General features: G+C 70.3%; 25 protein-coding genes. 11 read left to right on the top strand and 14 right to left on the bottom strand.

What is annotated here, in order from left to right:
• The first annotated feature begins 54 nt into the window (after positions 1 to 54).
• On the top strand, positions 55 to 621 hold the full coding sequence (locus tag AC21LY_RS07710) for a vitamin K epoxide reductase family protein (protein WP_489045815.1): 567 nt from the start codon (positions 55 to 57) through the stop codon (positions 619 to 621).
• A gap of 1 nt (position 622) precedes the next feature.
• Here AC21LY_RS07710 and AC21LY_RS07705 read toward each other — a convergent pair whose 3' ends face one another.
• Positions 623 to 1,864, bottom strand: coding sequence for an MFS transporter (locus AC21LY_RS07705; protein WP_489045814.1), 1,242 nt, complete (start codon positions 1,862 to 1,864; stop codon positions 623 to 625).
• A gap of 85 nt (positions 1,865 to 1,949) precedes the next feature.
• On the opposite strand from AC21LY_RS07705, the gene AC21LY_RS07700 reads away from it, so the two are divergent.
• The 4 genes from AC21LY_RS07700 (at position 1,950) to AC21LY_RS07685 (ending at position 5,300) form a co-directional block, all read left to right on the top strand.
• A complete protein-coding gene (locus tag AC21LY_RS07700) occupies positions 1,950 to 2,627 on the top strand; it encodes a FadR/GntR family transcriptional regulator (RefSeq protein ID WP_489045813.1) in 678 nt (225 codons plus the stop codon).
• A gap of 30 nt (positions 2,628 to 2,657) precedes the next feature.
• Positions 2,658 to 3,074, top strand: a complete 417-nt coding sequence (locus tag AC21LY_RS07695; RefSeq protein ID WP_489045812.1) for a hypothetical protein — start codon at positions 2,658 to 2,660, stop codon at positions 3,072 to 3,074.
• An 82-nt stretch (positions 3,075 to 3,156) separates the two neighbouring features.
• On the top strand, positions 3,157 to 3,780 hold the full coding sequence (locus AC21LY_RS07690; protein WP_489045811.1) for a DUF305 domain-containing protein: 624 nt from the start codon (positions 3,157 to 3,159) through the stop codon (positions 3,778 to 3,780).
• A gap of 170 nt (positions 3,781 to 3,950) precedes the next feature.
• Positions 3,951 to 5,300, top strand: a complete 1,350-nt coding sequence (locus AC21LY_RS07685) for a PE-PPE domain-containing protein (protein WP_489045810.1) — start codon at positions 3,951 to 3,953, stop codon at positions 5,298 to 5,300.
• Here the strand turns inward: AC21LY_RS07685 and AC21LY_RS07680 are convergent.
• Positions 5,297 to 6,454: an iron-containing alcohol dehydrogenase gene (locus tag AC21LY_RS07680; RefSeq protein ID WP_489045809.1), complete on the bottom strand. Its 1,158-nt coding sequence runs from the start codon at positions 6,452 to 6,454 to the stop codon at positions 5,297 to 5,299. The genes AC21LY_RS07685 and AC21LY_RS07680 overlap by 4 nt on opposite strands.
• Before the next feature lie 27 nt (positions 6,455 to 6,481).
• Here AC21LY_RS07680 and AC21LY_RS07675 point away from each other — a divergent pair, with 27 nt between their 5' ends.
• Positions 6,482 to 7,204, top strand: coding sequence for a VIT1/CCC1 transporter family protein (locus AC21LY_RS07675; protein ID WP_489045808.1), 723 nt, complete (start codon positions 6,482 to 6,484; stop codon positions 7,202 to 7,204).
• 10 nt (positions 7,205 to 7,214) lie between these two features.
• Positions 7,215 to 7,733, top strand: coding sequence for a gamma carbonic anhydrase family protein (locus AC21LY_RS07670; RefSeq protein ID WP_489045807.1), 519 nt, complete (start codon positions 7,215 to 7,217; stop codon positions 7,731 to 7,733).
• 8 nt (positions 7,734 to 7,741) lie between these two features.
• Here the strand turns inward: AC21LY_RS07670 and AC21LY_RS07665 are convergent, their stop codons facing one another.
• Positions 7,742 to 7,924: a hypothetical protein gene (locus tag AC21LY_RS07665; RefSeq protein ID WP_489045806.1), complete on the bottom strand. Its 183-nt coding sequence runs from the start codon at positions 7,922 to 7,924 to the stop codon at positions 7,742 to 7,744.
• 485 nt (positions 7,925 to 8,409) lie between these two features.
• Positions 8,410 to 8,895 carry a hypothetical protein gene (locus AC21LY_RS07660; RefSeq protein WP_489045805.1) on the bottom strand — a complete coding sequence of 162 codons (486 nt, stop codon included), beginning with the start codon at positions 8,893 to 8,895 and terminating at the stop codon, positions 8,410 to 8,412.
• Positions 8,896 to 8,921: 26 nt separating this feature from the next.
• Here AC21LY_RS07660 and AC21LY_RS07655 point away from each other — a divergent pair, with 26 nt between their 5' ends.
• Together AC21LY_RS07655 and AC21LY_RS07650 are read left to right on the top strand one after the other, a co-directional pair.
• The gene (locus AC21LY_RS07655; protein WP_489045804.1) at positions 8,922 to 9,389 is read left to right on the top strand and encodes a Rieske (2Fe-2S) protein; all 468 of its coding nucleotides are present in this window, start codon (positions 8,922 to 8,924) and stop codon (positions 9,387 to 9,389) included.
• A 110-nt stretch (positions 9,390 to 9,499) separates the two neighbouring features.
• A complete protein-coding gene (locus AC21LY_RS07650; protein ID WP_489045803.1) occupies positions 9,500 to 10,984 on the top strand; it encodes a flavin-containing monooxygenase in 1,485 nt (494 codons plus the stop codon).
• 67 nt (positions 10,985 to 11,051) lie between these two features.
• Here AC21LY_RS07650 and AC21LY_RS07645 read toward each other — a convergent pair whose 3' ends face one another.
• The 4 genes from AC21LY_RS07645 to AC21LY_RS07630 are packed head-to-tail and all read right to left on the bottom strand — an operon-like array spanning position 11,052 to position 13,545.
• Positions 11,052 to 11,711 (bottom strand): L,D-transpeptidase, encoded by a 660-nt coding sequence (locus AC21LY_RS07645; RefSeq protein ID WP_489045802.1) that lies wholly within the window; start codon positions 11,709 to 11,711, stop codon positions 11,052 to 11,054.
• Positions 11,712 to 11,748: 37 nt separating this feature from the next.
• Complete coding sequence (locus AC21LY_RS07640) at positions 11,749 to 12,360, bottom strand: CPBP family intramembrane glutamic endopeptidase (protein WP_489045801.1); 612 nt, start codon at positions 12,358 to 12,360, stop codon at positions 11,749 to 11,751.
• On the bottom strand, positions 12,357 to 13,169 hold the full coding sequence (locus AC21LY_RS07635; RefSeq protein WP_489045800.1) for a hypothetical protein: 813 nt from the start codon (positions 13,167 to 13,169) through the stop codon (positions 12,357 to 12,359). The genes AC21LY_RS07640 and AC21LY_RS07635 overlap by 4 nt, the downstream gene beginning before the upstream one ends.
• A gap of 40 nt (positions 13,170 to 13,209) precedes the next feature.
• Positions 13,210 to 13,545 (bottom strand): hypothetical protein, encoded by a 336-nt coding sequence (locus AC21LY_RS07630; RefSeq protein ID WP_489045799.1) that lies wholly within the window; start codon positions 13,543 to 13,545, stop codon positions 13,210 to 13,212.
• A gap of 65 nt (positions 13,546 to 13,610) precedes the next feature.
• Between AC21LY_RS07630 and AC21LY_RS07625 the strand changes: the two genes are divergently transcribed.
• Positions 13,611 to 13,946, top strand: a complete 336-nt coding sequence (locus AC21LY_RS07625; protein ID WP_489045798.1) for an RNA polymerase-binding protein RbpA — start codon at positions 13,611 to 13,613, stop codon at positions 13,944 to 13,946.
• 66 nt (positions 13,947 to 14,012) lie between these two features.
• On the opposite strand, the gene AC21LY_RS07620 is transcribed toward AC21LY_RS07625, so the two are convergent.
• From AC21LY_RS07620 to cobN, 6 genes are all read right to left on the bottom strand, one after another.
• Positions 14,013 to 14,771 carry a polyprenol monophosphomannose synthase gene (locus AC21LY_RS07620; protein ID WP_489045797.1) on the bottom strand — a complete coding sequence of 253 codons (759 nt, stop codon included), beginning with the start codon at positions 14,769 to 14,771 and terminating at the stop codon, positions 14,013 to 14,015.
• On the bottom strand, positions 14,768 to 16,303 hold the full coding sequence (gene lnt, locus AC21LY_RS07615; RefSeq protein WP_489045796.1) for an apolipoprotein N-acyltransferase: 1,536 nt from the start codon (positions 16,301 to 16,303) through the stop codon (positions 14,768 to 14,770). Before lnt ends, AC21LY_RS07620 begins: the two co-directional genes overlap by 4 nt.
• Positions 16,300 to 17,862, bottom strand: a complete 1,563-nt coding sequence (locus AC21LY_RS07610) for an amidohydrolase (protein ID WP_489045795.1) — start codon at positions 17,860 to 17,862, stop codon at positions 16,300 to 16,302. Before AC21LY_RS07610 ends, lnt begins: the two co-directional genes overlap by 4 nt.
• A 14-nt stretch (positions 17,863 to 17,876) precedes the next feature.
• Positions 17,877 to 18,434, bottom strand: a complete 558-nt coding sequence (locus AC21LY_RS07605; RefSeq protein WP_489045794.1) for an FxsA family protein — start codon at positions 18,432 to 18,434, stop codon at positions 17,877 to 17,879.
• Positions 18,435 to 18,477: 43 nt separating this feature from the next.
• Positions 18,478 to 19,407, bottom strand: coding sequence for a virulence RhuM family protein/type II toxin-antitoxin system death-on-curing family toxin (locus tag AC21LY_RS07600; RefSeq protein ID WP_489045793.1), 930 nt, complete (start codon positions 19,405 to 19,407; stop codon positions 18,478 to 18,480).
• Between the two features lie 82 nt (positions 19,408 to 19,489).
• The gene (gene cobN, locus AC21LY_RS07595; protein WP_489045792.1) at positions 19,490 to 23,065 is read right to left on the bottom strand and encodes a cobaltochelatase subunit CobN; all 3,576 of its coding nucleotides are present in this window, start codon (positions 23,063 to 23,065) and stop codon (positions 19,490 to 19,492) included.
• Positions 23,066 to 23,158: 93 nt separating this feature from the next.
• Here cobN and AC21LY_RS07590 point away from each other — a divergent pair, with 93 nt between their 5' ends.
• Positions 23,159 to 23,470: an ArsR/SmtB family transcription factor gene (locus AC21LY_RS07590; protein ID WP_489045791.1), complete on the top strand. Its 312-nt coding sequence runs from the start codon at positions 23,159 to 23,161 to the stop codon at positions 23,468 to 23,470.
• Positions 23,471 to 23,472 lie beyond the last annotated feature (2 nt).

The following is a 23,472-nucleotide window of genomic DNA, read 5'->3' as shown; positions in this document are numbered from 1 at the left end:
GCCCGGTCGGCGGCCGTCAGCAACCGCACAGCGGGTTCGCATACCATCGCACCCGTGGCTACCACCGTGAACCGTCGACCCACCGGAGTCCTACTGCTCGTGACCGGCGTGCTCGGGCTCCTCGCCTCGGCGATGCTGACGATCGACAAGATCCGGATCCTGCAGGATCCAAACTTCGTCCCCGGCTGCAGTATCGATCCCACGATCTCGTGCGGCTCGGTCATGCAGTCCTGGCAGGGGGCGGTGTTCGGCTTCCCGAACCCGCTGATCGGCATCGCCTCGTTCTCGGTGGTCATCGTGGCCGGCGTGCTCGCGCTGGGCGGTGTGGCGCTCCCCCGCTGGTTCTGGACCGGGCTCGCGATCGGCTCGGCGGCGGGGATCGCGCTGGTGGTCTTCCTGATCTACTCGAGCCTGTTCGAGATCCACGCGCTGTGCCTGTGGTGCATGCTCGTCTGGTCGATCATGCCCATCGTCCTCGCGACCGCCGTCGCCGCGGCCCTCGGTGCGAAGGCAACGCAGCAGGTCAAGCAGCTGCTGGCCGCCCTGGTCCTGCTCTGGTACATCGTGGTGATCGCGCTGATCGCGGTGCAGTTCTGGGACTACTGGAGCACCAAGCTCTAGCTCACCAGGTGTCCTCGAGCATGCGTGGCTTGCAGGCCTGGTAGGCGCCGGCGCCGAGGACGACGAGGCAGCCGAAGAGCATCGCGAACGGCGCGGTCCAGCCGTGCGTCACCTCGTGCAGCAGGCCGAATCCCAGTGGACCGGCGCAGGCGACGAAGTAGCCGACGCCCTGCATGAATCCGGACAGCGACTCGGATCCGGCGCCCGTCCGGGTGCGCAGGTTCACCAGGGTGAGCGCCATCGGGAAGGTCGAGGTCCCGAGACCGGCGGCGACCACCCAGAGCCAGGTCAGGGTCAGCGGTGCGAGCAGCAGGCCCGCGAAGCCGATCGCCAGGAGCACCAGGAACGACAGGACGAGCGGGAACGGATTGGTCATCCGGGCGCAGAGGCCGGGGACGGCCAGGGTGGCGAAGAAGCTCACACCCGGCATCACCGCGATCATGTTGCCGCCCAGCGTCGCACTCCCGCCGGCATCCGCCAGAATCCCGGGGATCCAGGTGAACAGCGAGTAGGTGCACAGCGAGGTCATGCCGAACATCGCGGCGGCACCCCACGCCACGGGCGAGCGCCAGACCCTGCCCCGGGGCTCGTCGACCTGCTCCGCGGAGACGTCCTGCACATCGTGGCCGCGCCGCGCGATGACGATGCCGAGCCAGGGCAAGAAGGCGGCCACCGGGACGATCGCCCACATGCCGAGCGAGACGCGCCAGCCGTAGGCATCGGCGACCGGGACCGCCGTGAGCGCGGGCACCATCGTGCCGAGTTGCACGAACGTCAGGTAGGTGGTGCTCATCACCGCGACCTGATCGGAGAAGTAGCGCTTGACCAGCGGCGGCAGCACGACGTTGCCGATGCCCATCCCGATCAGGGCCAGGCTCGAGAAGGCCAACAGCCCGACGGTGCCGCCCATCAGCGGCCGCACCGCGACGCCGACCGCGACCGCGGCGACCGACACCAGGGTGGTCCGCTCCAGGCCGATCCGGCTGGTCAGCAGCGGCGAGACGATCCCGGCGGCGCCGAACAGCGCGGTCGGGAGGGCGCCGAACAGCCCGATGATCGCGGCGCCGAAGCCGATGTCCTCGCCGATCACGCTGAGCAGCGGGGCGATCGACGTGACCGCCGCGCGCAGGGTGAAGGCGAACAGGACGATGGCGAGGAGCACGAGCATGCGTCCCCGGACGAGTGATCGCGCGGTGGACACCTTCTCGATCTCCTCAGGACTCAGGGTCGCGGTGGCGGTCATAGTTCGCTCTCCTCACATTCATGGAAAATCATAGGATGAATGGACCTGTGCGAGCAAGGCGATGACGGCCGATAGGATGACGGCGATGCAACCGGTACGTAGGCAGACCTTGATCGCCCAGGTCACGGAACAGCTCCGCGGCGAGATCGCCAGTGGTCGCTGGCCCGTGGGCGGCCGTATCCCCACCGAGACCGAGTTGCGCGAGCTCACCGGCACCGCGCGCAACACCGTGCGCGAGGCGGTGCAGGCGCTGGTACACGCCGGCATGCTGGAGCGTCGGCAGGGATCCGGCACCTACGTCCTGTCCACGTGCGCCACCTCCACCCTCGGCGACTACTTCTCGGCCGCGCGCGACACGGATCTGCTCGAACTCCGCGAAGCCCTCGAGGTGACCGCCGCCGGCCTCGCCGCCGAGCGTCGGGACGACGACGACGTCGCCGAACTCCGTCGGCTTCTCGAAGCGCGCAATCGGCTGTGGTCCCCCGAGCACGTCGAGCCCGCGGCCCAGCGCGAGGCGGTGGTCGCAGATCTTGCCATGCACCGCGGCGTCGTCGCCGCCTCGCACAACACGATCTACCTCGAGTTCTACGACTCCCTCGTGCCCGTCCTGCAGGAGCACCTCCAGGAGTTCCCGGTCGGCGCCGCCACTTCCTACGAGTGCGCGCACGTCGCGGTGATCGACGCCGTGGCCGCGGGTGACGCGCCCGCCGCCCGTGCCGCCGCCCGCGAACTGCTCGCGGAGGTTCGGCTCCGCGAGCGCTGAGGGATACCCCCTTAGGGTATGATTCAGGCCGTGCGGACGATGCGGAGCAGAGGAGCGTCGGCCGTCGCGGCCGTCCTCCTCGGGCTCGCCGTCCTCCTCATGCATACGGGCATGCCCATGCCCGTGGCCGCCGGGATGCCCGGCACCGTCGCCGCGCACCACGGAGCGCCGCCCGAAGCGGCCGGCGGCGGGCCGGCCATGGACCGGGCGGATCACCAGCCGTCGCTGCGGAAGCACACCGTCGACGCGGTGCACCAGCACGAATCGCACCACTGCGCGGGCACCGTCGTCGTACACAAGCAGGTGGGCGCGCCCTCGCTCGTCACCGTCCTTCCCCGGTTCGACGGTGCGCCCGACCCCACGCCGGCGACCCGCGCGGCGCTCGCTCGCGGTCCCCCGCCGTGGACGGTCCTCGACCTCACCCAGCTCTGCCTGCTCCGAGTCTGATCGACGCCCGCGCGCGGCCCACGGCCGCGGCGCGCTGAGCCGACCCGTCAGACACCAGAGACCTTCTGCAGAGGAACCCCCCATGACCGATTCACGTATCCGTATCGCCACCGTCCTGTCCGCCGTCGCCGCCGGAGCGACCCTGCTCGCCGCGTGCGCCAGCGGCTCCGAACCGTCCACGCCCAGCAGCGCGGCCGGGCACGCGGGTCACGGTGCCGGCCCGACGGTGTCGTCCGCACCGTCGAGCGGCGCCGCCGACGCCCGGTTCAACGATGCCGACGTCCACTTCGCGACGATGATGTACCCGCACCACGCCCAGGCCGTCGAGATGGCGAAGATGGTCGACGGCAAGGGTGCCCGCCCCGAGGTGGTCGCTCTCGCCGCCGAGATCCAGGGCGCGCAGCAGCCCGAGATGGACGCCTTCACCCGCCTGCTCGCGCAGTGGGGCGAGCCGGCACCGTCGGCGACGATGGACCACGCCATGGACGGCATGATGACGCCGGCGCAGATGCAGAAGCTCGGCACGCTCCGCGGCGCCGCCTTCGACCGGGAGTGGCTGACGATGATGATCGCCCACCACCGGGGCGCCGTCACCATGGCCGACACCGAACTCGCGAAGGGCGTGAGCCCGGAGGCCCGCAGGATCGCGGAGCAGATCAAGAGCGGCCAGCAGGCGGAGATCGCCCGCATGGAGAAGCTCCTCTGATCTCCTGAGCCACGACGGCCGTCGTTCCCCACGGGGAACGGCGGCCGCGTGCGCCTCGTCGTGGGGCGGACCACAATATCGACGAAACGGTCTTCGCGGTGGAATTCCCGTGCAGAATCGGCTGCGTTCGGGACGTCCGATTCCCGTGCTTCGAGAAGAGTGAGCAGAACATGACGTCGACGCGTGCCCGTGGCAAGTTCCGGCCGATCGCACTGGGAGTCGCAGGAACCGGACTCGCGAGTGTCCTCGCCCTGGCCGGGGGCGGCGCCGAGTTCCTGGCACAGGTCGCGGCGAAGACGATCATCGTGGTCGGTGGGGCGAGCGATCCCACGGGCAAGGACCAGTGGAAGCGGATCAGCGGCGACTACGTGGGCCCGGATCCCGTCTTCGTGCAGTATCCGGCCGTCTTCGGCGTCGGTTTCCCGGGGGCCGCGCTCAGTAGCGACGGTAAGCACACCTACGCCCAGTCCAACGACATCGGCGCGAACGCCACGGTCGATGCGATCAACGCGGCGAAGCAGAATCCCGATGAGGAGGTCGTGGTCTACACCATCTCGCAGGGCGCCGACGTCGTCGGCCTTGCGGTGATCCGGTACGGCAAGGACCACCCGCGCCCGTCGGACGGCTCGGCGAAACTGACCTTCATCGAGCAGGGCAGCCCGAGCTTCGTCCGGTCCGGTGCCTGGAACGTGATCCCCGCCGGCATTCCCGGCCTGCACAACGGTCCGGTCCGCAACGACGGTGCCTCGGGTGCGACCGTCGTCAGCGTCTGCGTCAAGGGCGACATCGGTTGCGCCATGGGGCTCAACCCGGTGTCCGCCGTTGTCTACCTGATCCCGGGCTTCCAGATGCACGGCACCGTGTACACCGCGGAGAACATCGGTCGTTACTCCCCGCTCACCGGCGAGCCCCTCACGCCCGGATCGACGCCCGAGACGCCGGTCTCCACGCGCACCGAGGTCCGGAACGGGAGCACCGTCACCGTCGAGACCTACGCGGACGGCACGGTCAAGCGGACCTGGGTCGAGGACAAGACGACGTGGGTCTCGATCGATACCGGCGAGAATCCGTGGGGTTGGCTGCTGCGGCGCAACGGCATCGACGTACCGAAGCAGTTCGATCAGGTCCTCAACACGGTGGTCCCGGTACCCGAGCCCGGCGAGAGCTTCACCCTGCCGAAGCTGCCGGTCCCGGCGCCGCAGGCGGCGGCCGCGACCGAGCCGAGCCCCTCCTCCGCGCGGCACCGCGACGATCGGCCCGATGCCGTGCCGGTGGCCCAGTTGCTCGCCTCGACCGACGCCTCGTCGGGCTCGGTCACCACCGCACTGCCGCCCGCGCCCGAGCAGCCGTCGGCCTCGGTGCCCGCCGCGGTACCGGCGACCGAGGTCGTGACGCCGACGGCCCCGACGGGCGCACCGTCGCCCACGACCGAGCCCGCGCAGGAGAGCAGCGTCGAGGGTCCGGCGGCACCGTCGGGTCAGGCACCCGCAGACCAGACCCCCGCGGCGAGCGCCGCCTAGCCGTAGACCTCGTCGTACAGCGCGACGATCTCGGCGGCGTCGGGGACGCGGGGATTGTTGCCGGGCGACCCCGACGCGAGGGCCTGCTCCGCCATCAGCGGGGCGAGCTCGTCCCACCGGCCGCGGTCGATGCCGTAGGCGCGCGGGGTGGGCACGGCGAGATCCGCGCAGAGCGTGTCGATCGCGCCGACGAGGGCCTGGGCCAGCGCCTCGTCGGTCTCGCCCGTCAGCCCGTAGGCGCGGGCGCAATCCGCGTACCTCGACGGTGCGGCGCTCACCGAGTAGCGCATCACGGCCGGCAGCAGCATCGCGTTCGAGAGGCCGTGTGCGACATGGAAATGCGCGCCGATGGGGCGGCTCATTCCGTGCACCAGCGCGACGGAGCTGTTGGAGAAGGCGACACCGGCCTGCGTCGCGGCCACCATCATCGCCTCCCGGGCGGCGCGATCGGCACCGTCGGCGTAGACGGCCCGGATGTTGGCGGAGATCGTGGAGATCGCCGTCAGGGCGAAGCCGTCCGCGAACGGATTGGCCTTGCGACTCACGTAGGCCTCGATCGCGTGGGTCAGGGCGTCGACGCCCGTGTCGGCAGTGAGTCGCGCGGGCATCGAGAGGGTGAGCTCGTAATCGACGATCGCCGCGATCGGGAGGAAGGCCGGCCCGGGGCAGAGCATCTTCTCGTCGGTCGCGCTGTCGGTGATGATGCTGTACTGCGTCGCCTCGCTGCCGCTTCCGGCGGTCGTCGGGATCGCGACGATCGGCAGGGCGGGGCCGACGGTGACCGTCGGCGCCTTGTAGTCGCGCATCGTCCCGCCACCCTGCGCCAGCACCGCGAGCGCTTTCGCGGTGTCCAGCGGGCTGCCGCCGCCGAGCCCGATCACGCAGTCCGCGCCGTGCTCGCGCACCACGGCGAGGCCGGGCTCGAGCGAGTCCGTGGTCGGGTCGGGGACGGTGCCGTCGAAGACCGCGACCTCGCAACCCGCATCCGTGAGGGCTGCGACCAGGCGCCCGACGGTGCCCTGCGCGGCCAGGAAGGCGTCCGTCACCACTACCGGGCGGCTGTGGCCGAGGCCTTTCACGAGGCGGCCGGCGTCGGCGAGAGCGCCGCCTCCGATCGCGAGCCGGCGGGGAAGACCTATCTGTGCTGCCGTCATCGTACGAACGTACCTAGACTTCTTCGCATGGCTGAGCAGATCGGCGAAGGCACGCACGAGTTCGAACCGCATCACGACGCCGTCGGCGACCGGCTCAACTGGCTGCGCGCCGGTGTGCTCGGGGCGAACGACGGCCTGATCTCCACCGCCGGCATCGTGATCGGCGTGGCCGCCGCGACCGGCGAATCCTCGGCGATCCTGACTGCGGGGATCGCCGGACTCACCGCCGGCGCGGTCTCGATGGCGCTGGGCGAGTACGTCTCCGTGAGCACGCAGCGCGACACCGAGGTCGCGCTCATCGCCAAGGAGCGCGCCGAGCTGACCACGATGCCCGAGGACGAGCTGGCCGAACTCGAGGGCCTCTACCGTGCGAAGGGGCTCTCCCCCGAGACCGCGCGGCGCGTCGCCGAGGAGCTCACCGCGCACGACCCGCTGCAGGCCCATCTCGACGCCGAGCTCGGCATCGACGAGGAGAACCTCACGAGTCCGGTCGCGGCGGCGGTCTCGTCGGCGATCTCCTTCAGCGTGGGCGCCGCGATCCCGATCGCGGCCTCCCTCGTCCAGGGGCAGCGGATTCTCGCGATCGTGATCTCGGTGCTGGTCGGGCTCGCGCTCACCGGGTACGTCTCCGCGCGGCTCGGCGACGCGGACGTGCGGCGCGCGACGGCTCGGGTCGTGATCGGTGGCCTGATCGCGATGTCCGTGACCTACGTGGTCGGTAAGCTCCTCGGGACTACCGGAATCGCCTAGGAGGCACCACGTGATCGCTCGCTTCGGACAGCTCTCTCCCCGCATCGCGGAAACCGCCTGGGTGGCGGATTCGGCCACCGTGATCGGTGACGTCGAGCTGGCGGCGGGCGTCGGCGTCTTCTACAGCGCGGTGATCCGGGGCGACATGGCGACGATCTCCGTCGGCGAGAACAGCAACGTCCAGGACGGCGTCGTCATGCACGCCGACCCGGGCACGCCGCTGACTGTCGGAGAGCGGGTCTCCATCGGCCATAACGCGGTGCTGCACGGCTGCACCGTCGGCGACGACGTCCTCGTCGGCATGGGCGCGACGGTACTCAACGGCGCCGTGATCGGCTCCGGCAGCCTGATCGCCGCGAACGCGCTCGTCCCCCAGGGCATGGAGATCCCGCCCGGCTCGATGGTCGCCGGCGTCCCGGCCAAGGTGCGTCGCGAGCTGAGCGAGGCCGAGCGGGCCGGCATCTCTGCCAACGGCGCCGCCTACGTTGAGCTGACCAAAGCGCACGCCCGCGAGGCCGACGGGGCCTGAAGGAGGGCCTATCGCCCGCCGCCCTCCGGGTTCAGGATCTGTTCTGACTTCCAGTAAGGATGGGTCTCCCAGTCGACGAGCGGATTCCTCGCGCGGATGAGCGGCGGATTGGGCAGGTCATTCGGGTTAGTCTCCGGCAGGTGATCGTACTGCGTGAAGTCCAGGACCAGGTAGCGGTCGATAGTGTCCATCAGGTCGACCTTCCGCGGACCTCCACAGAATTCATGACCGTCAGGAACCTCGCCGTAGCCATTGCCGCAGCCGAGAAGATCCCGACCACGGCAGCCCCGATCACACCCGCCCTCCGCTGACCACGCCGAAGTACCCGGTCGCTCCGATAGCGTCCTGCCAACCCCACGGGTGTGGGTGTCGAACGGTCATGTTGCCCCATCACGCTTCTCCTTAACGTGTCTGTCACATCAGTCGCATCTGTAACTCAGGTCACAGCAAAGCAGTTGATAGGAAGCCTGTCCAGCGGGAGGCCAAGCCCTCATTGGCGGACCCTGGCTGCCTGCGTGGCCTACAACGCCGAGCACGTCAGGCAACTGTGCAGGTCGCCGTGTGTAGACAACCCGAGTAGGGCGAACCTGAACACGGATTGGCGACATCGCAACCAGTGGTCGTTGTTATCACATCGCAATGTTCTCGGAGTCGCGCTCCGTGGCGTGGGCTACGCCTACAGCCCCGACCACACCATCGTTGCGCCGGAATGGCCGGCGGCAACCACACCCCAGATGCACGCGACCACGACGAGGGTCGCGACGATCCCGAGGATGACGGAGCCGACGCCGCCGGACAGCACCGTCGCACCGGAGAACCGGCCCGTGACGACGGGACTCGAACCGGCCCAGACCAGCACGGCGACGAGGAGCAGGCCGAGCGACCACAAGAAGGTCGCGGTGCCCTGCGTTGCGTGCGCCTCGATGTGCTCGTGCATGCCCTCCATCGAGGGGCGCTTCTCGAACTGCTCCCCCGACTCCTTCGCCAGGTAGCAGGAACCGGCCGCGACCAGGGCGAGCGCCGGCAGTCCGGCGCCGAACCGGGCCCGGGCGGCCGGCCACCACGCGGCCAGCACCAGCGCCAGCGCGGCGAGCGGCAGGAAGACCACGGCGGCGTGGACCAACAACGGATGACTCGGAATTCCCGCGATCTCGGTGAGCACGGGTCAATGCTGGCAGAGTGGACCCTGTGACGCAGACAACTCAGCCAAGCTTCTGCCCCACGAGGCGTGCAGTCCTCGCGGCGATCCCCGGAATCGCGATCCTTCCCGTCGCGGTGGCCTGTGGGACGTCGTCGAAGTCCGCCGACGCACCGTCGGGGTCCACCGCAGCGACGACCTCCTCCGGTGGCGCGGCCGCCGCGGGCGGGGGTGCCCGGATCCCCGTCTCCCAGGTCCCGGTCGGGAGCGCCGTGGTGATCGCGGGCGCGAAGCCCTACGTGGTCGCCCAGCCGACCGACGGGAAGTTCGTCGCCTTCGACGCCTCGTGCACCCATCAGGGCGCGACCGTCGCGGCGCAGGACGGACTCACCCTCCAGTGCCCGGCCCACGGGAGCAAGTTCGACGGTGCCACCGGCGCGGTCGAGAAGGGGCCCGCGAAAACGGCGCTGGCCTCGGTGTCCGTGCGCCGGGACGGGGAGAACCTCATCGTCGGGTGATAGATATGGACCGGAAAGCTACCGGGGTTGTACCATGGTCGATACGTTATTGAATCGGTCTCAGTAGGCAGCCCCTGCCGGACCGTCACCACTTCGACGAGGAGGCTCCCGTGGCCAACCCCCAGGCGATCTATAAGGACGTGCTCATCGTGGGCGCCGGACTGGCCGGTATCGACACCGCGTACCGCGTGTCGAACGAGGTACCGCAGTTCAGCTACGCGATCCTCGAGCAGCGCGCCGAGATGGGGGGCACCTGGGACCTGTTCAAGTACCCCGGTATCCGCTCCGACTCCGACATCTTCAGCCTCAGCTACCCCTTCCTCCCGTGGAAGGGCACCAACCGGCTCGCGAGCGGCCCCGAGATCAAGGCCTACATCGAAGAGGCCGCCGCGAAGTTCGGCATCGACAAGCACATCAGCTTCAACACCAAGGTCGGCACCGTCGACTTCGATTCGCGCACCGACCTGTGGACCGTCACAGCGGAGCGCGACGGCGAGCAGGTGATCTACCAGTCGCGGTTCCTCGTGGCCTGCACCGGCTACTACAACTACGACGCCGGCTACGAGCCGCCCTTCCCCGGCCTCGACCAGTACCAGGGCCAGGTCGTGCACCCACAGCACTGGCCCGAGGATCTGGACTACAAGGACAAGAAGGTCGTGGTCATCGGCTCCGGCGCCACCGCCATCACGCTGATCCCGTCGATGGCCGACGATGTCGAGCACATCACCATGCTGCAGCGCTCCCCCACCTACGTCCTTCCCGTGCCCAACGCTGATCCGCTGACGATGTTCGGCGCCAAGGTGCTCCCCGCGACGGTCTCGCACAACATCACGCGCAACGTGAACGCCGTGATCAACGTCGGCCAGTTCGTGCTGGCGCGGACCTTCCCGAAGGCCTCGCGCAAGTTCCTGCGCAAGCTCAACCAGAGCATGCTGCCCGAGGGCTACGACGTGGACGTCCACTTCAAGCCCAAGTACGACCCCTGGGACCAGCGCCTGTGCGTCGTGCCCAACGGCGACCTGTTCAAGACGATCCGCGAGGGCAAGGCCGAGGTCGTCACCGACACCATCGACACCTTCACCGCGACGGGCATCCGGCTCGCCTCGGGTCGCGAGCTCGAGGCCGACATCGTGATCACCGCGACGGGGCTGCAGTTGCTCGCCTTCGGCGGCGTCGAGGTCAACGTCGACGGCGCCCCGATCAAGCCGCACGACAGTTTCGCCTTCAACGGCTACATGCTCGAGGGCGTGCCGAACTTCGGCTTCATCATCGGCTACACGAACAACTCGTGGACGCTGCGCGCCGACATCTCGGCCCGCGCCATCGCGCGCCTGCTCAACCACATGGTGGTGAAGGGCTACACGCACGTCGAGCCGCAGGTCGGCGATCACGTCCTCACCGAGGCGTCGGCGTTCGACCTCAGCTCCGGCTACGTACAGCGCTCGCCCGACGCGATGCCGAAGGCCGCCACCGAGCAGCCGTGGATGATCCGGCACAACTTCGTGCTGGACTCGCTGGACTTCCGGCGCTCCCGGGTCGACGCGCCGGAGCTGAAGTTCGGCACCGTCGCCGCGCCCGCGAAGGCCGGCGTCTGATCCCCTGATCGACGAAAGAACCCGCCCTCTCCATCCGGAGAGGGCGGGTTCTTCGCGTATCAGGCGCTCAGGAGCCCGGCGTGTAGGTGCCGCCGACGGTGTTGCGCACCACGATCGGCGAGCCGATCGGGAAGTTGTCGTAGAAGTACTTGCCGTTGGCGGTGCTCACGTTCAGGCAGCCGTGGCTCACGTTCGACACGCCCTGCTGGTTCACGGACCACGGCGCCGCGTGCACGAAGATGCCGCTCCACGACATGCGGCTGGCGTACTCGACGTACGTGCGGTACCCCTCCGGGGAATCGACGGGCACACCGTACGTGGACGAGTCCATGTACATGTCGCGCTTCTTCTCCAGGATGTAGTACGTGCCGTTCGGCGTGGGGTGCTTGTTCGAGCCCATCGACGTGGGCATCGTCTTGACGATCTCGCCGTTGTGCCAGACGGTGATCTGCTTCGTGTTGTCGTCCGCGAGGGCGACCCACCCGGTCTTGGTGGCCACGGGCGGCTCCATCGGGGCCGCCGGCGCCTCGGTCGCGGTCTCGGTGTCGCCACCCGGCGTCGCAGGCCGGGTGGGACGGGCCGGCGTCGGGCGCGACGGGGTGGTGGGCGCTGCGCCCGCGACGGCCGCGGAGGCCGTGGCAGCGACGATCGCTGCTGCGGCACCGGCGCCGAGGCGCGCGAAGCCGCGGCGGCTGACGCCGGTGGGACCGAGAGTCCGGTCAGTCATCGTTGTTCCTCCTGCGGTATGAAGCGTCGGTACGATTCTACGGGCCGATGGGGCCCGGTGAAGAAATCGCTGAACCCGAGCTGAGAATCACGCCGGCTCCGTTCAGCATCCAATGGGCCACGAAAGACGGCCACCACCTGCCGGTTCGTCGCACGAGTGCGTCCATCGCCGCCCCGAATCCCGCAGTGACGCAGATTGTCGGAAACACGGGGTCCTGAGCGCTGTGCGCTGCACCGACGTGCCACAGGCCGAAGGCCAGCGGCCCCGCCATCGCACCGACTCGTCGGCCGTAGGCGGCCTCCAGCGCCGGCGTCAGCGCCCCGCGGAAGAGCATCTCCTCGGGCAGTGCGGTGCCGAGCGGGATGTCCACGAGCGCCCACTTCGCCCGGTTCGACGGTGACTCTCGCCACACCGTCCGGACCAGGGTCAGGCCCGCGACCGCGAGCGCTCCCCCGCCGAGCAGGCCCGGCACCGTCGGCACCCGGGACCGTGCCAGCGCGGCGTCGGCGGCGCAGAAGGCGAGGGTCGCCGCCGAGCGTGCGTCCCGGCGCCAGCCGAACCGGTTCGCGAGCCTGGGTAGGACGGCGTTCGACCAGGCGATCGCCGCACCCGCCGCGAGCGCGGGGGCACCCTTGCCCGACGCGATCACTGCATCGTCGCCCAGGAGCCGAGCGAGCGGTACAGCACGGCGGAGAAGGGCAGGTCACCGCCGTACCGGGCGGGATCGCGCGAGTCGTCCTCCTGGAGCGAGTGGCTCACCCCGCGCAGCCGCACGTAGTTCACGTGCGTACCGGTCATCACGTCGGCGAGGTCCTGGGTCCTCGAGCAGTCGACCGCGACATCGGCGTCGGAGCAGGTCACGATGTTGTGCTTCTGCGGCGGCAGACTCATCGCCGTGCGCAGCACGTCGGGAGTGCCCGGCACGAGATCCGTCAGGACGGGCTCGATGAGCCCGATCGGCACCGCCGACCGCCCGGTGGCCCCCGTCCCGAGCGCGAGCGCCAAGGGCGCCGCCGTGCCGTGACCGACCGCCAGGAGCCGGTCGTCGCTCAGGCCGGCCCGCTCGGCGAGCGCGGTGAGTCCCTTGCCGGCCCGGGCCAACTGTGCCGGATAGTCCTGCGTGCCGGACGGGGCACCGTCGAAGCGGAGCGAGGCCACCCCCTGCTGCGCGAGCATCACCGACAGCTCCCGCGCGGCGACGGTGCCGGCCTTGTCCGGCCCGGCGAGGATCAGGGCGGCACGCAGGCGCTGCGGGTTCCGGGGCGCGACGTACGTGGCTGCGCCGGCCTCGGCCGGGACCTGCACCGTCGACTCGCCCCAGTCCGCGGGCAGCGCGGCGGGCGCGGGCGGAGCGGGCTCCTGCGTGATCACCGGGGTCGGCTTGGTCGAGGCGCACGACGCGACGGCGAGCACCGTCGCGAGGATCACCGCGGCGAACCGTCTCCTGGCGTGAGTCATGGACGTGCCTCCCGTGGGTCGATGCTCCTGGTGCGTGCGGTCAGCGCAGGCGTTCCGCGGCGCGCGCGGTCTCGACGAGCCGGTCCGCGAGTTCCGCGAGCTCATCCGGTCCGGCGCCCTCGGCGATGGCGGTCCGCACGTCCTCCGCGGCGCATCGCACCTCGAACATACGCTCCCCGATCGATTCGGCCTCGTCCGCGGTGAGCACCACCGAATCCGAGGGCAGGGAGGTCTCGGAGAGCGCCGTGCGGGCCTCGTAGGCGCGCTGGCGGCACGAGCGGCGACAGTACTTCCGCGTGCGCCCCGGCCCCTCGGAGACGACCTCGCGGCCGCACCACGCGCACGCGGCGGACCTGCGACGGCGAGCGGTGGTCATGGGGCCGAGTCTAGTGAACCGGGTAGACTGGGAATGTTCGGCGTAGGCGAGAGGTTGGGAGAAGCATGGCAGATCGAGTTCTACGGGGCAGCCGCCTGGGTGCGGTGAGCTATGAGACGGATCGGGACCACGACCTCGCTCCGCGCCGAGTGGCGCGGTACCGCACCGACAACGGCGAGGAGTTCGACGTTCCGTTCGCGGACGATGCCGAACTCCCCGGCACCTGGCTGTGCAAGAACGGGCTCGAGGGCACCCTGATCGACGGGGTCGCCCCCGAGGAGAAGAAGGCGAAGCCGCCGCGCACGCACTGGGACATGCTGCTCGAGCGGCGGTCCGAGGCGGAGCTCGAGGAGCTCCTCAAGGAGCGGCTGGATCTCCTCAAGGCACGGCGCGGCAAGTAAGCGCGAGGTTCGTCCGACGAACACGAAGGGCCCCGGATCACTCCGGGGCCCTTCGCCGTTCGTGGCCTACTTGCCGAGCAGGCGCTGCAGCTTGCGCTTGCGCGCCTGGTAACCCCACTTGGGCACCAGGGTCGCGGCCTCCTTGACGATCGAGCCGCTCATCTTCGACTCGCCGATCACCCGCTCGGTGAACGTGATGGGTACCTCGACCACCGTGAAGCCGGCCTGGACCGCGCGCCAGGTGAGGTCGATCTGGAAGCTGTAGCCCAGCGACTGGATCTCGTCGAGGCCCAGCCCCTCCAGGGTCTCGCGGCGGAAGGCCTTGTAGCCGCCGGTGATGTCACGGATGCGGGTGCCCAGGATCACCTGGCTGTAGACGTTGCCGCCGCGGGAGATGAGCTGCCGCGAGAGCGGCCAGTTCACCGTCTTGCCGCCGAAGACGTAGCGGGAGCCGATCGCGAGGTCCGCGCCGGCGTCGATCGCCGCGAGGTGCCGTTCGAGCTGCTCCGGGGCGTGCGAGCCGTCGGCGTCCATCTCGACGATGACCCGGTAGTCGCGCTCGAGGGCCCACCGGAAGCCGGCGATGTAGGCGCCGCCCAGGCCGTTCTTCTCGGCGCGGTGCAGCACGTGGATGCGCGGGTCCTCGGCGGCCATGGTGTCGGCGAGGTCACCGGTGCCGTCGGGGCTGTTGTCGTCGACCACGAGCACGTCGACGCCGGGCTGCGCGCGGTGCAGCCGGCCCACGATGAGCGGCAGGTTCTCCAGCTCGTTGTACGTGGGGATGATCACCAGCGTCTTCGACGACGGCGCTGACGTCTCGCTCATGCAGGTTCCTCGGTCCGGTTTCGGGGTGTTGATCGGAGTCCATCGTGCCTTATCGCGATCGCGATTCCGCACAGGGTGGTCAGGAGCAGTGCGACCTCGACCCAGTCACCCAGCCGGGCCGCGGGGGTGAGGCCGTCGCGCAGGTGGATCGTCTCGACGAGATGGTCGCTCGTCCAGATGCGCGTCTGCCCGGCCACCTCGCCGTCGGGCCGGACCAGAGCGCTGACTCCGGTGGTGGCGGCGACCACCACGTCGCGATCGAGTTCGACGGCGCGCACCCGGGACATGCCGAGCTGCTGATAGGTCATCCCGGTGCGGCCGAAGGTCGCGTTGTTGGTGGGCACGGTCAGCACCTGCGCACCGTTCGCGACCGAGCCGCGCAGCGCGCGGTCGAAGGCCACTTCGTAGCAGGTCGCGACGCCGAGCGGGATGCCGTTCGGATGAACGACACCGGTCCCGGTACCAGGGGTGAAATCGTTCGCCAGGTCCACGTAGTCGCTGAACAGGCGGAAGAAGTCCCGCATCGGCATCGTCTCGCCGAAGGGTTGCAGGATCGCCTTGTCGTGTCGCTCGATCGCGCCGTTCGCGTCGATGAGGATCATGCTGTTGTAGTACTTGCCCGTGCCGTCGTAGTGCACCGTGCCGACGAGGATCGGCGCGCGCACATCGGCGGCCGCGGCGGCCAGCCGGGCCGCGACCTCCGGGTCGCGCTCGGGCGAGACGTCCGAGCTGTTCTCGGGCCAGATCACCGCGTCCGGCTGCCGCTGCCGACCCTCGCGCACCTCGGTCGCCAGCCGGTGGGTCTCGTTCAGGTGGTTCGTCAGCACGGCCTCGCGCTGGGTGGCGACGTCCCACCGCTGCTCCGGCACGTTCCCCTGGATGGCGGCGACGGTCACCGTCCGGCCGCCCGACGGTGCGCCGACGAAGGGCCAGGCAGCCGCTGCGCCGAGGGCCATGAGCGCCGCCGCGGCGACGGGCAGGACGTACGCCCGACGGTCCGCGCGGCGCAGGGCGGCCACGGCTCCTGCGGCCAGGCACGAGCCCAGCAGGGCGACGGCGAAGGAGAGCCCGGGCGCGCCGGCGTACCGGGCCAGGGCCAGCAGCGGACCGTCGGCCTGGCTGAAGGCGAGGCGCCCCCACGGGAAGCCCCCGAACGGGAAGGAGGCGCGCGCCCACTCCGTGACGGCGAACGCCGCGGCCACCCAGACCGGACCGCCCGGAACGCGCGCGAGCCGGGTCGCCAGGAGGCCGAAGGCGCCGTAGTACAGCGCGCAGGTGATGCCGAGGCCGATCCACGGGAGCGCGCCGACCATCGAGTCGATCCATTTGAGCAGCGGAACGAACAGGCCCAGCCCGGCGAGGAAGCCGTAGCCGAAGCCGCCGCGCAGCGTCGGGCGCTGCCTGGTGCTCAGGACGGCGACCAGGGCCGCGACGCCGAGCGGTGCCAGCCACCACAGTCCGGCGGGCGGGAAGGCGACGTACAGGGCGACACCCGCGAGCAGGCTCGCGCCCCCGCGGAGCAGGACGTTCACGCCGCGAACACCGTCCGGCCGTCGACGACGGTGCGCAGGCACCGCGGCAGCCGCGCGCCGGGCGCGAGGTCCGGCAGCGGCGCGACGCCCGCGCGGGGATCCGTCGACCAGCGTTGCACGGCGTCCGACGGTGCCCGGACCACCAGTTCGTCGGCGTCCCAGACGGCGAACGTCGCGGGCGCACCGGGGACGAGCGTCCCGGCGACGCCGTCGCGCACTCCCCCTGCCCGCCAGGCGCCGCGCGTCGCCGCGGCGAAGGCGGCCCGCGGGCTGACCGCGCTGCCGGGGGTGTGGTGCTGCGTCGCGGCGCGCACGGCGGCCCACGGGTCCAGCGGCGTGACGGGCGAGTCGGAGGAGAACGCCAGCGGCACGGCGTTCTTCGCGAGTAGCGCGAAGTCGTTGAGGGTCGCTGCGCGCTCGGCGCCGAGTCGGCGGGCGTACATCCCGTCCGGCCCGCCCCAGAGGGCGTCGAACTGCGGCTGCATCGAGGCGACCACACCCCAGTCGCCGAGTTGCGCCGCCTCCTCCGGGGTGACCATCTCGGCGTGCTCGATCCGGTGTACGCAGGACGCCACGCGCGGCCCGCCGAACGCCTCGACGGCCGCCGCGAACGCGGTGACGACCCGGGCGACCGCGGCGTCGCCGATCGCGTGGAAGCCGCCCTGGATCCGGGCCCGGGTACAGGCCAGGACGTGCGCCGTGACTTTCTCCTGGTCGAGGTACGCAACGCCCGTCGACGGTGCGTCCGCGTACGGCGCGTGCAGCAGCGCGGTGCGGCTACCCAGTGAGCCGTCGACGAAGAGGTCGCCGGCCAGGCCGTCGGCACCGGTGCGGTACATGATCGCGCGGGCGTGGTCGGCGTCGCTCGCCGCCTCGCCCCAGTAGCGGCGCACGCGGACCCCGTGGGTGAGCGCGCCGAGGAGGGAGAAGTCCCGTTCCCCCGCGATGTCGGGCCCACCGCACTCGTGGACGGCGGCGATGCCGGCGGCGGCCGCCGCGTCCAGGGCCGCTGTCTGTGCGGCGATGATCTGTGCATCGGCCAGCGCCGTGGTGGCGGCGGCCCGGACGGCATGATGCGCGGCGGCGGTGAGCGGACCGTCGAGCGAGAACCCGGTGAGGCTCTCCAGTCCCGGTACGAGGGCGCGCAGCGCGGTGCTCGCCTGCGCGGAGTGCTCGTCGATCCGGGCGGCGTAGACCACGCGGTTCTCATCCAGATCGGTGCGCTGGAGGGGGTGTTCCCAGGCGGTGTCGTCCCAGCCACGGGCGATCACGGTCTCGCCGGGCGCCGCCGCGAGAGCGGCTACGGCCTGATCGCGGGTACCGCCGAGGTCGGGCCCGGTGAGCGCGAGGCCGGTCGCGGTGAGGTGCACGTGGGTGTCGACGAAGGCGGGTGCCACGAACGCCCCGTCGAGGTCGGTGATCTGCGCGTCCGGGTGCAGGGCGCGGGCCGCGTGGTCCTCCCCGATCCAGCTGATCACGCCGTTCTCCACCGCGATCGCGGTGGCGGTGGTGGACGTGGGCGTGTAGATCCGCCCGCCGACGAGCAGTTCGGTGGTCACGGAAGACCAGTCTGCTACGCGGGCGGCAGCTCGCGGAATCCGGGCCGGGGACCGTACTGCTCCCCCTGGCCGGGGCCGGTCACATCGATGATCGGGCCGTTCTCGGCGGGCCCGTCGGCACGGTCGCGGCCCGAGACCACGTCCCCGTCGATGACGGTGCCGAACCCGCGCGGCTGTCCCGCGAGCACCGTCACGAGCCCGGACTCCTCGACGAAGGACGCGACGCGCTTCGCGCCGACGTAGGCGACCGCCGGCCGGACCACGGCGCGCACGGGTTTGACCAGGAGGAGCAGGCCGACGACGGTACTCACGACGCCGGGTACCGCCAGCAGGAAGACGGCCGCAGCGAGGATCGCCGTGTCCATCAAGGCGGGCCCCGCGGACCGCCGCCCGTCGAGGGCCTGCCCGAGATCGCGGAGCACCCCCGCCGCCGTGCGCCGCAACATGATCATCCCGAGCGCGGTGGCGCCGATCATGGCGAGCACCGCCCACCAGAAACCGAGCCAGGACACCAGCCCGGCGAACGCCGCGATCTCCACCACGATGTACGCCAGGAACGCGAAGAGCTTCATGTCGAGTTCAACGGGCGAACCGGGCAAAGAGTTCCACGGAGCATCAGCTATCCGTGAGCATCCTGACGAGTAGCGCGATCATCAGATCCTTCTCCCGCGGTTCACTCATCGCAACCATGAGCGTCAGTGCCGCCAGTGCGTTCGCGCTGATCCGTGGGGTGTCGTTGGCGCCGAAGAGTGCACCGTTACGGGCCAGGAAAGTGACGAAGAGAGCAGCCGCACAGCGCTTGTTGCCGTCTGATAAGGGATGATCCTTGACCACGAAGTACAGGAGATTCGCAGCCTTCTCCTCGACGGTCGGATAGACGTCCTGATCGCCGAAGCCCTGGTATACGGCACCGAGCACGCCGTCCAACGCATCCCCACGTTCCTTGCCCAGCAGGGTGTCCGCGGGGAACTCTGCCGCGACTCGCGCGATCACCTCACGCGCCTCGTCGTGAGTCAGCGTCCAATCGGGTACACCGGCCGGTGAAGAGTCGACCCGTCCCTCGTCGTAGTCGCGGAGCAGGACGAGGCTCGGCAGGTACACGGACAGGACGTCCGCCACACCGGAAACGAGCTCGTCAGTCGAGCGACCGAGGATCCGAACGACCGAGCCCAATTGCTCCAGGCGATGAGCGTTCAGCGCCGCGCCGTCGACGATGTACCGCTTCAGGACGTCGTTGGCCCACCGACGGAAGTGCACCCCCTCAGAGGATTTCACCCGGTAGCCCACGGAGATGATCATGTCGAGGTTGTGATGCTCTACCTGGTACGTCTTGCCGTCCGTGGCAGTTGTCGCAAATTTTGCGACAACTGCCACGCCGGCCAGCTCCTCCCGCTGTGCGGAGGCGATGTGCTTGCCGATGGTCTTCACGTCGCGGCCGAACAATTGCGCCAGCTGTTGCCGTGTGAGCCACACAGTGTCCGCGTCAGCGCGCACGCTGAGCTGCAGCGCCCCGTCCTGCGATACGTACAGCGCCATCTCGTCCATCCCGAACCTCCCGACACCTCTGATCGCGAGGCTAGACCTGGTCACTGACAGGTCGCGATCTCATTTCCAGTCCGGCTCGCGGTCAGCGGTCCTCGAGGTCGCCTTCGGTCTCGAGGTAGGCCTGCTGCAGGGCGGCGAGGGTATCGGGGTCCGGGGACTTCCACAGCTCGCGCTGCGAGGCCTCCAGCAGCCGCTCGGCGATGCCGTGCAGCGCCCACGGGTTGGACTCCTCCATGAACTTCCGGTTCTCGGGATCGAGGACGTAGTTCTCGGTGAGCTTCTCGTACATCCAGTCGGCCATCACGCCGGCGGTGGCATCGAAGCCGAAGAGGTAGTCCACCGTCGCAGCCATCTCGAAGGCGCCCTTGTACCCGTGCCGGCGCATCGCCGCCATCCAGCGCGGATTCACGACGCGGGCGCGGAAGACCCGGTTGGTCTCCTCGCTCAGCGTGCGGGTGCGCACGGCATCGGGGCGGGTCGAGTCGCCGACGTAGGCCTCGGGATCGGAGCCCGTGAGGTGGCGCACCGTCGCGACCATGCCGCCGTGGTACTGGAAGTAGTCGTCGGAGTCGGCGATGTCGTGCTCGCGGGTGTCGATGTTCTTCGCCGCCACGTTGATCCGACGGTACGCCGCGCGCATGTCGTCCGCGGCCGGCGCACCGTCAAGGCCTCGGCCGTACGCGTAGCCGCCCCAGGCCGTGTAGACCTCGGCGAGGTCGGCGTCGCTGCGCCAGTTCTTCGAGTCGATGAGCTGCAGCAGGCCGGCGCCGTAGGTGCCGGGCTTGGACCCGAAGACGCGCGTCGTCGCCCGACGGGGATCCCCGTGCTCGGCCAGCGCGGCGCGGGTGTGCGCCGCGACGTAGTTGGATTCGTCCGGCTCGTCGAGGGAAGCGACCAGCTGGACGGCGTCGTCGAGCATCGCCACGACGTGCGGGAAGGCGTCGCGGAAGAACCCGGAGATACGCACCGTCACGTCGATCCGGGGCCGGCCCAGCTCCTCCAGCCCGATCACCTCGAGCCCGGAGACACGGCGGGACTGCTCGTCCCACACGGGCGTGACACCGAGCAGCGCCAGGACCTCGGCGATGTCGTCGCCCGCGGTCCGCATCGCGGACGTGCCCCAGACCGACAGGCCCACCGATCGCGGGTATTCGCCGTGCTCGTCCCGATAGCGCGCGACCAGCGAGGCGGCGAGCTCCTGCCCCGTCGACCACGCGAGCCGCGAGGGCACCGCCTTCGGGTCCACCGAGTAGAAGTTGCGGCCGGTCGGCAGCACGTTGACCAGGCCGCGCAGCGGCGAGCCCGACGGCCCCGCGGGCACGAAGCCGCCGGCCAGCGCCCGCAGCACGTGGTCGATCTCGTCGCCCGTGCGGCGCAGCCGCGGCACGATCTCCGTCGCCGCGAAGTCGAGGATCCTCGCCACCGCCGGATCGTCGGTCAGGCCCGCCATCGCCGACGGTGCCCAGTCGGCGGCCGCCGCGGCGACGACGAGCTCGCGGGCGCGCGCCTCGAACTCGTCGGTCTTCGCCTTCGAGGCGGTGCCGTCCTCCTCCAGGCCCAGGGCCTCGCGCAGGCCCGGGGTGTGCACCGAGCCCGCCCACATCTGCTTGGCCCGCAGCATCGCCAGCACGAGGTCGGTCTCCGCCTCGCCTGACGGCGCCGCGCCCAGGATGTGCAGGCCGTCGCGGATCTGCACGTCCTTGATCTCGCAGAGCCAGCCGTCGACGTGCAGCAGCATGTCGTCGAAGGCGTCCTCATCGGGCTGGTTCTCCAGGCCGAGGTCGTGGTCGAGCTTCGCGGCCTGCAGCAGCGTCCAGATCTGCTGCCGGATCATCGGCAGCTTCGCCGGGTCCAGGCTCTGCACGTTCGCGTACTCGTCGAGGTGCTGCTCGAGGCGGGCGATGTCGCCGTAGCTCTCGGCGCGCGCCATCGGCGGGATGAGGTGGTCGACCAGTACGGCATGCGCGCGACGCTTGGCCTGCGTGCCCTCGCCCGGGTCGTTGACCAGGAACGGATAGATCAGCGGCAGGTCACCCAGCGCCGCGTCGGTGCCGCAGGACGCGGACATGCCGAGCGTCTTGCCGGGCAGCCACTCCAGGTTGCCGTGCTTGCCGAGGTGGATCACCGCGTCGGCGCCGAAGCCGTGGTCGCGGTCGCGGTCGGCGAGCCACCGATAGCTGGCCAGGTAGTGGTGGCTCGGCGGCAGGTCCGGGTCGTGGTAGATCGCGACGGGGTTCTCGCCGAAGCCGCGGGGCGGCTGCACCATCACCGTGAGGTTCCCGAACCGCAGCGCAGCGATCGCGATATCGCCGGAGGCGGTGGTGAACAGCGAGCCGGGCGCCTCGCCCCAGTGCTCGGTCACGGCGTCGCGCAGGTCCTGTGGAAGCGTCGCGAACCAGGCGCGGTAGGTCGCGGGGTCGACGGTGACCTCGCTCCCGTCAAGGCGCTCGTCCGAGAGCCAGTCCGGATCCTGGCCGCCCCTGGCGATGACGGCGTGGATGAAGGCGTCGGAGTCGTCTGCCTCGAGCCCGGGGATGTCCGACGGTGCGCCGACATCGTAGCCCGCGTCGGCGAGCCGGCGGATCAGCTCCAGCGCCGACTGCGGCGTGTCCAGGCCGACGGCGTTGCCGATGCGGGCGTGCTTGGTGGGGTATGCCGAGAGCATGAGCGCGATCCGCTTCTGATTGTTCGGGATCGATCGCAGGCGGGCGTGTCGGAGCGCCAGGCCGGCGACCCTGGCGGCGCGCTCGGCGTCGGGGACGTACGCGGGCAGCCCGTCGTCGCCGATCTCCTTGAAGGAGAAGGGCACGGTGATGATGCGGCCGTCGAACTCCGGGATCGCGACCTGGGTCGCGACATCGAGCGGGCTCAGGCCGTCGTCGCTCGATTCCCACTGCTCGCGGGAGGTGGTCAGGGCCAGGGCCTGCAGGATCGGGATGTCGAGCGCCGCGAGGCGGCCCACGTCCCAGGACTCGTCGTCGCCGCCCGCCGCGGCCCCCGCGGCGCTGACGCCGCCGGCGGCGAGCACCGTCACCACCAGGGCGTCGAGGGTGCCGAGTTCGGCGTACAGCGCGTCCTCGGCCGTGCGCAGCGAGGCGCAGAAGGTCGGGACGGCCGTACCGCCCCCGGCCTCGATCGCCGTGGCGAGGGCGTCGATGTAGGCGGTATTGCCGGCGAGGTGCTGAGCGCGGTAGTAGAGCACACCGATCCGGGGTCCGTCGCCGGCGCCATCACGGGGAACGACGCCCCACTGCGGTGCGGCGACGGGCGGCGCGAAACCGTGGCCGGTGAGCAGCACGGTGTCCGAGAGGAAGTTGTACAGCTGTGCGAGATTCTCGGGCCCGCCCTCGGCGAGGTAGGCGTGCGCCTGCGTCGCGACGCCGGCGGTCACCGTCGACGCCTCCATCAGATCCGCGTCGGGCGCCTGCTCCCCCGAGACGACGACCACCGGCTTGCCGCTCGCGGCGAGCGCATCGAGACCGCTCTCCCAGTAACGGCGCCCGCCGAGGATGCGCACCACCACGATGTCGGCACCGTCGAGCAGGCCGGGCAGATCGAGGTCCACGCTGAGGCGAGCAGGGTTCGCCCAGCGGTAGTCGGCGCCACTGGCCTTCGCGCTCAACAGATCGGTGTCGGACGTGGAGAGCAGCAGGATCATGGACGCGACCCTATGTCACCGGCCGCGCGGCGGCGGGATGAGGTTCTTGAATATTCCTTGACAAGAATATTCTGGTAGTGGAATATTTGATCCGTGACCGAGCGAGACGTGTTCACCGTGATCGGCGACCCCACCCGACGGCGCATTCTCGGGCTCCTGCGCCGTCGAGAGTGGTTGGTCGGTGAGTTGGTCGATGCGTTGGGTATCGCGCAGCCGAGGGTCTCGAAACACCTGCGAGCCCTGGGTGAGGCCGACCTCGTCACGGTCCGCGTCGACGGTCCGCGCCGGCACTACGCGCTCGATCCGGATGGATTACGGGATCTCGACGCGTGGCTGACTCCGTTCCGCGAGATCTGGGCGGACCGACTCGACGCACTGGAAAGCCGTTTGGACGAGATGGATTAGGA

Source organism: Tsukamurella sp. II2bb (assembly GCF_057815145.1).
The sequence above is the reverse complement of the archived record's forward strand: the minus strand, read 5'-3'. Positions and strand labels throughout refer to the sequence as shown.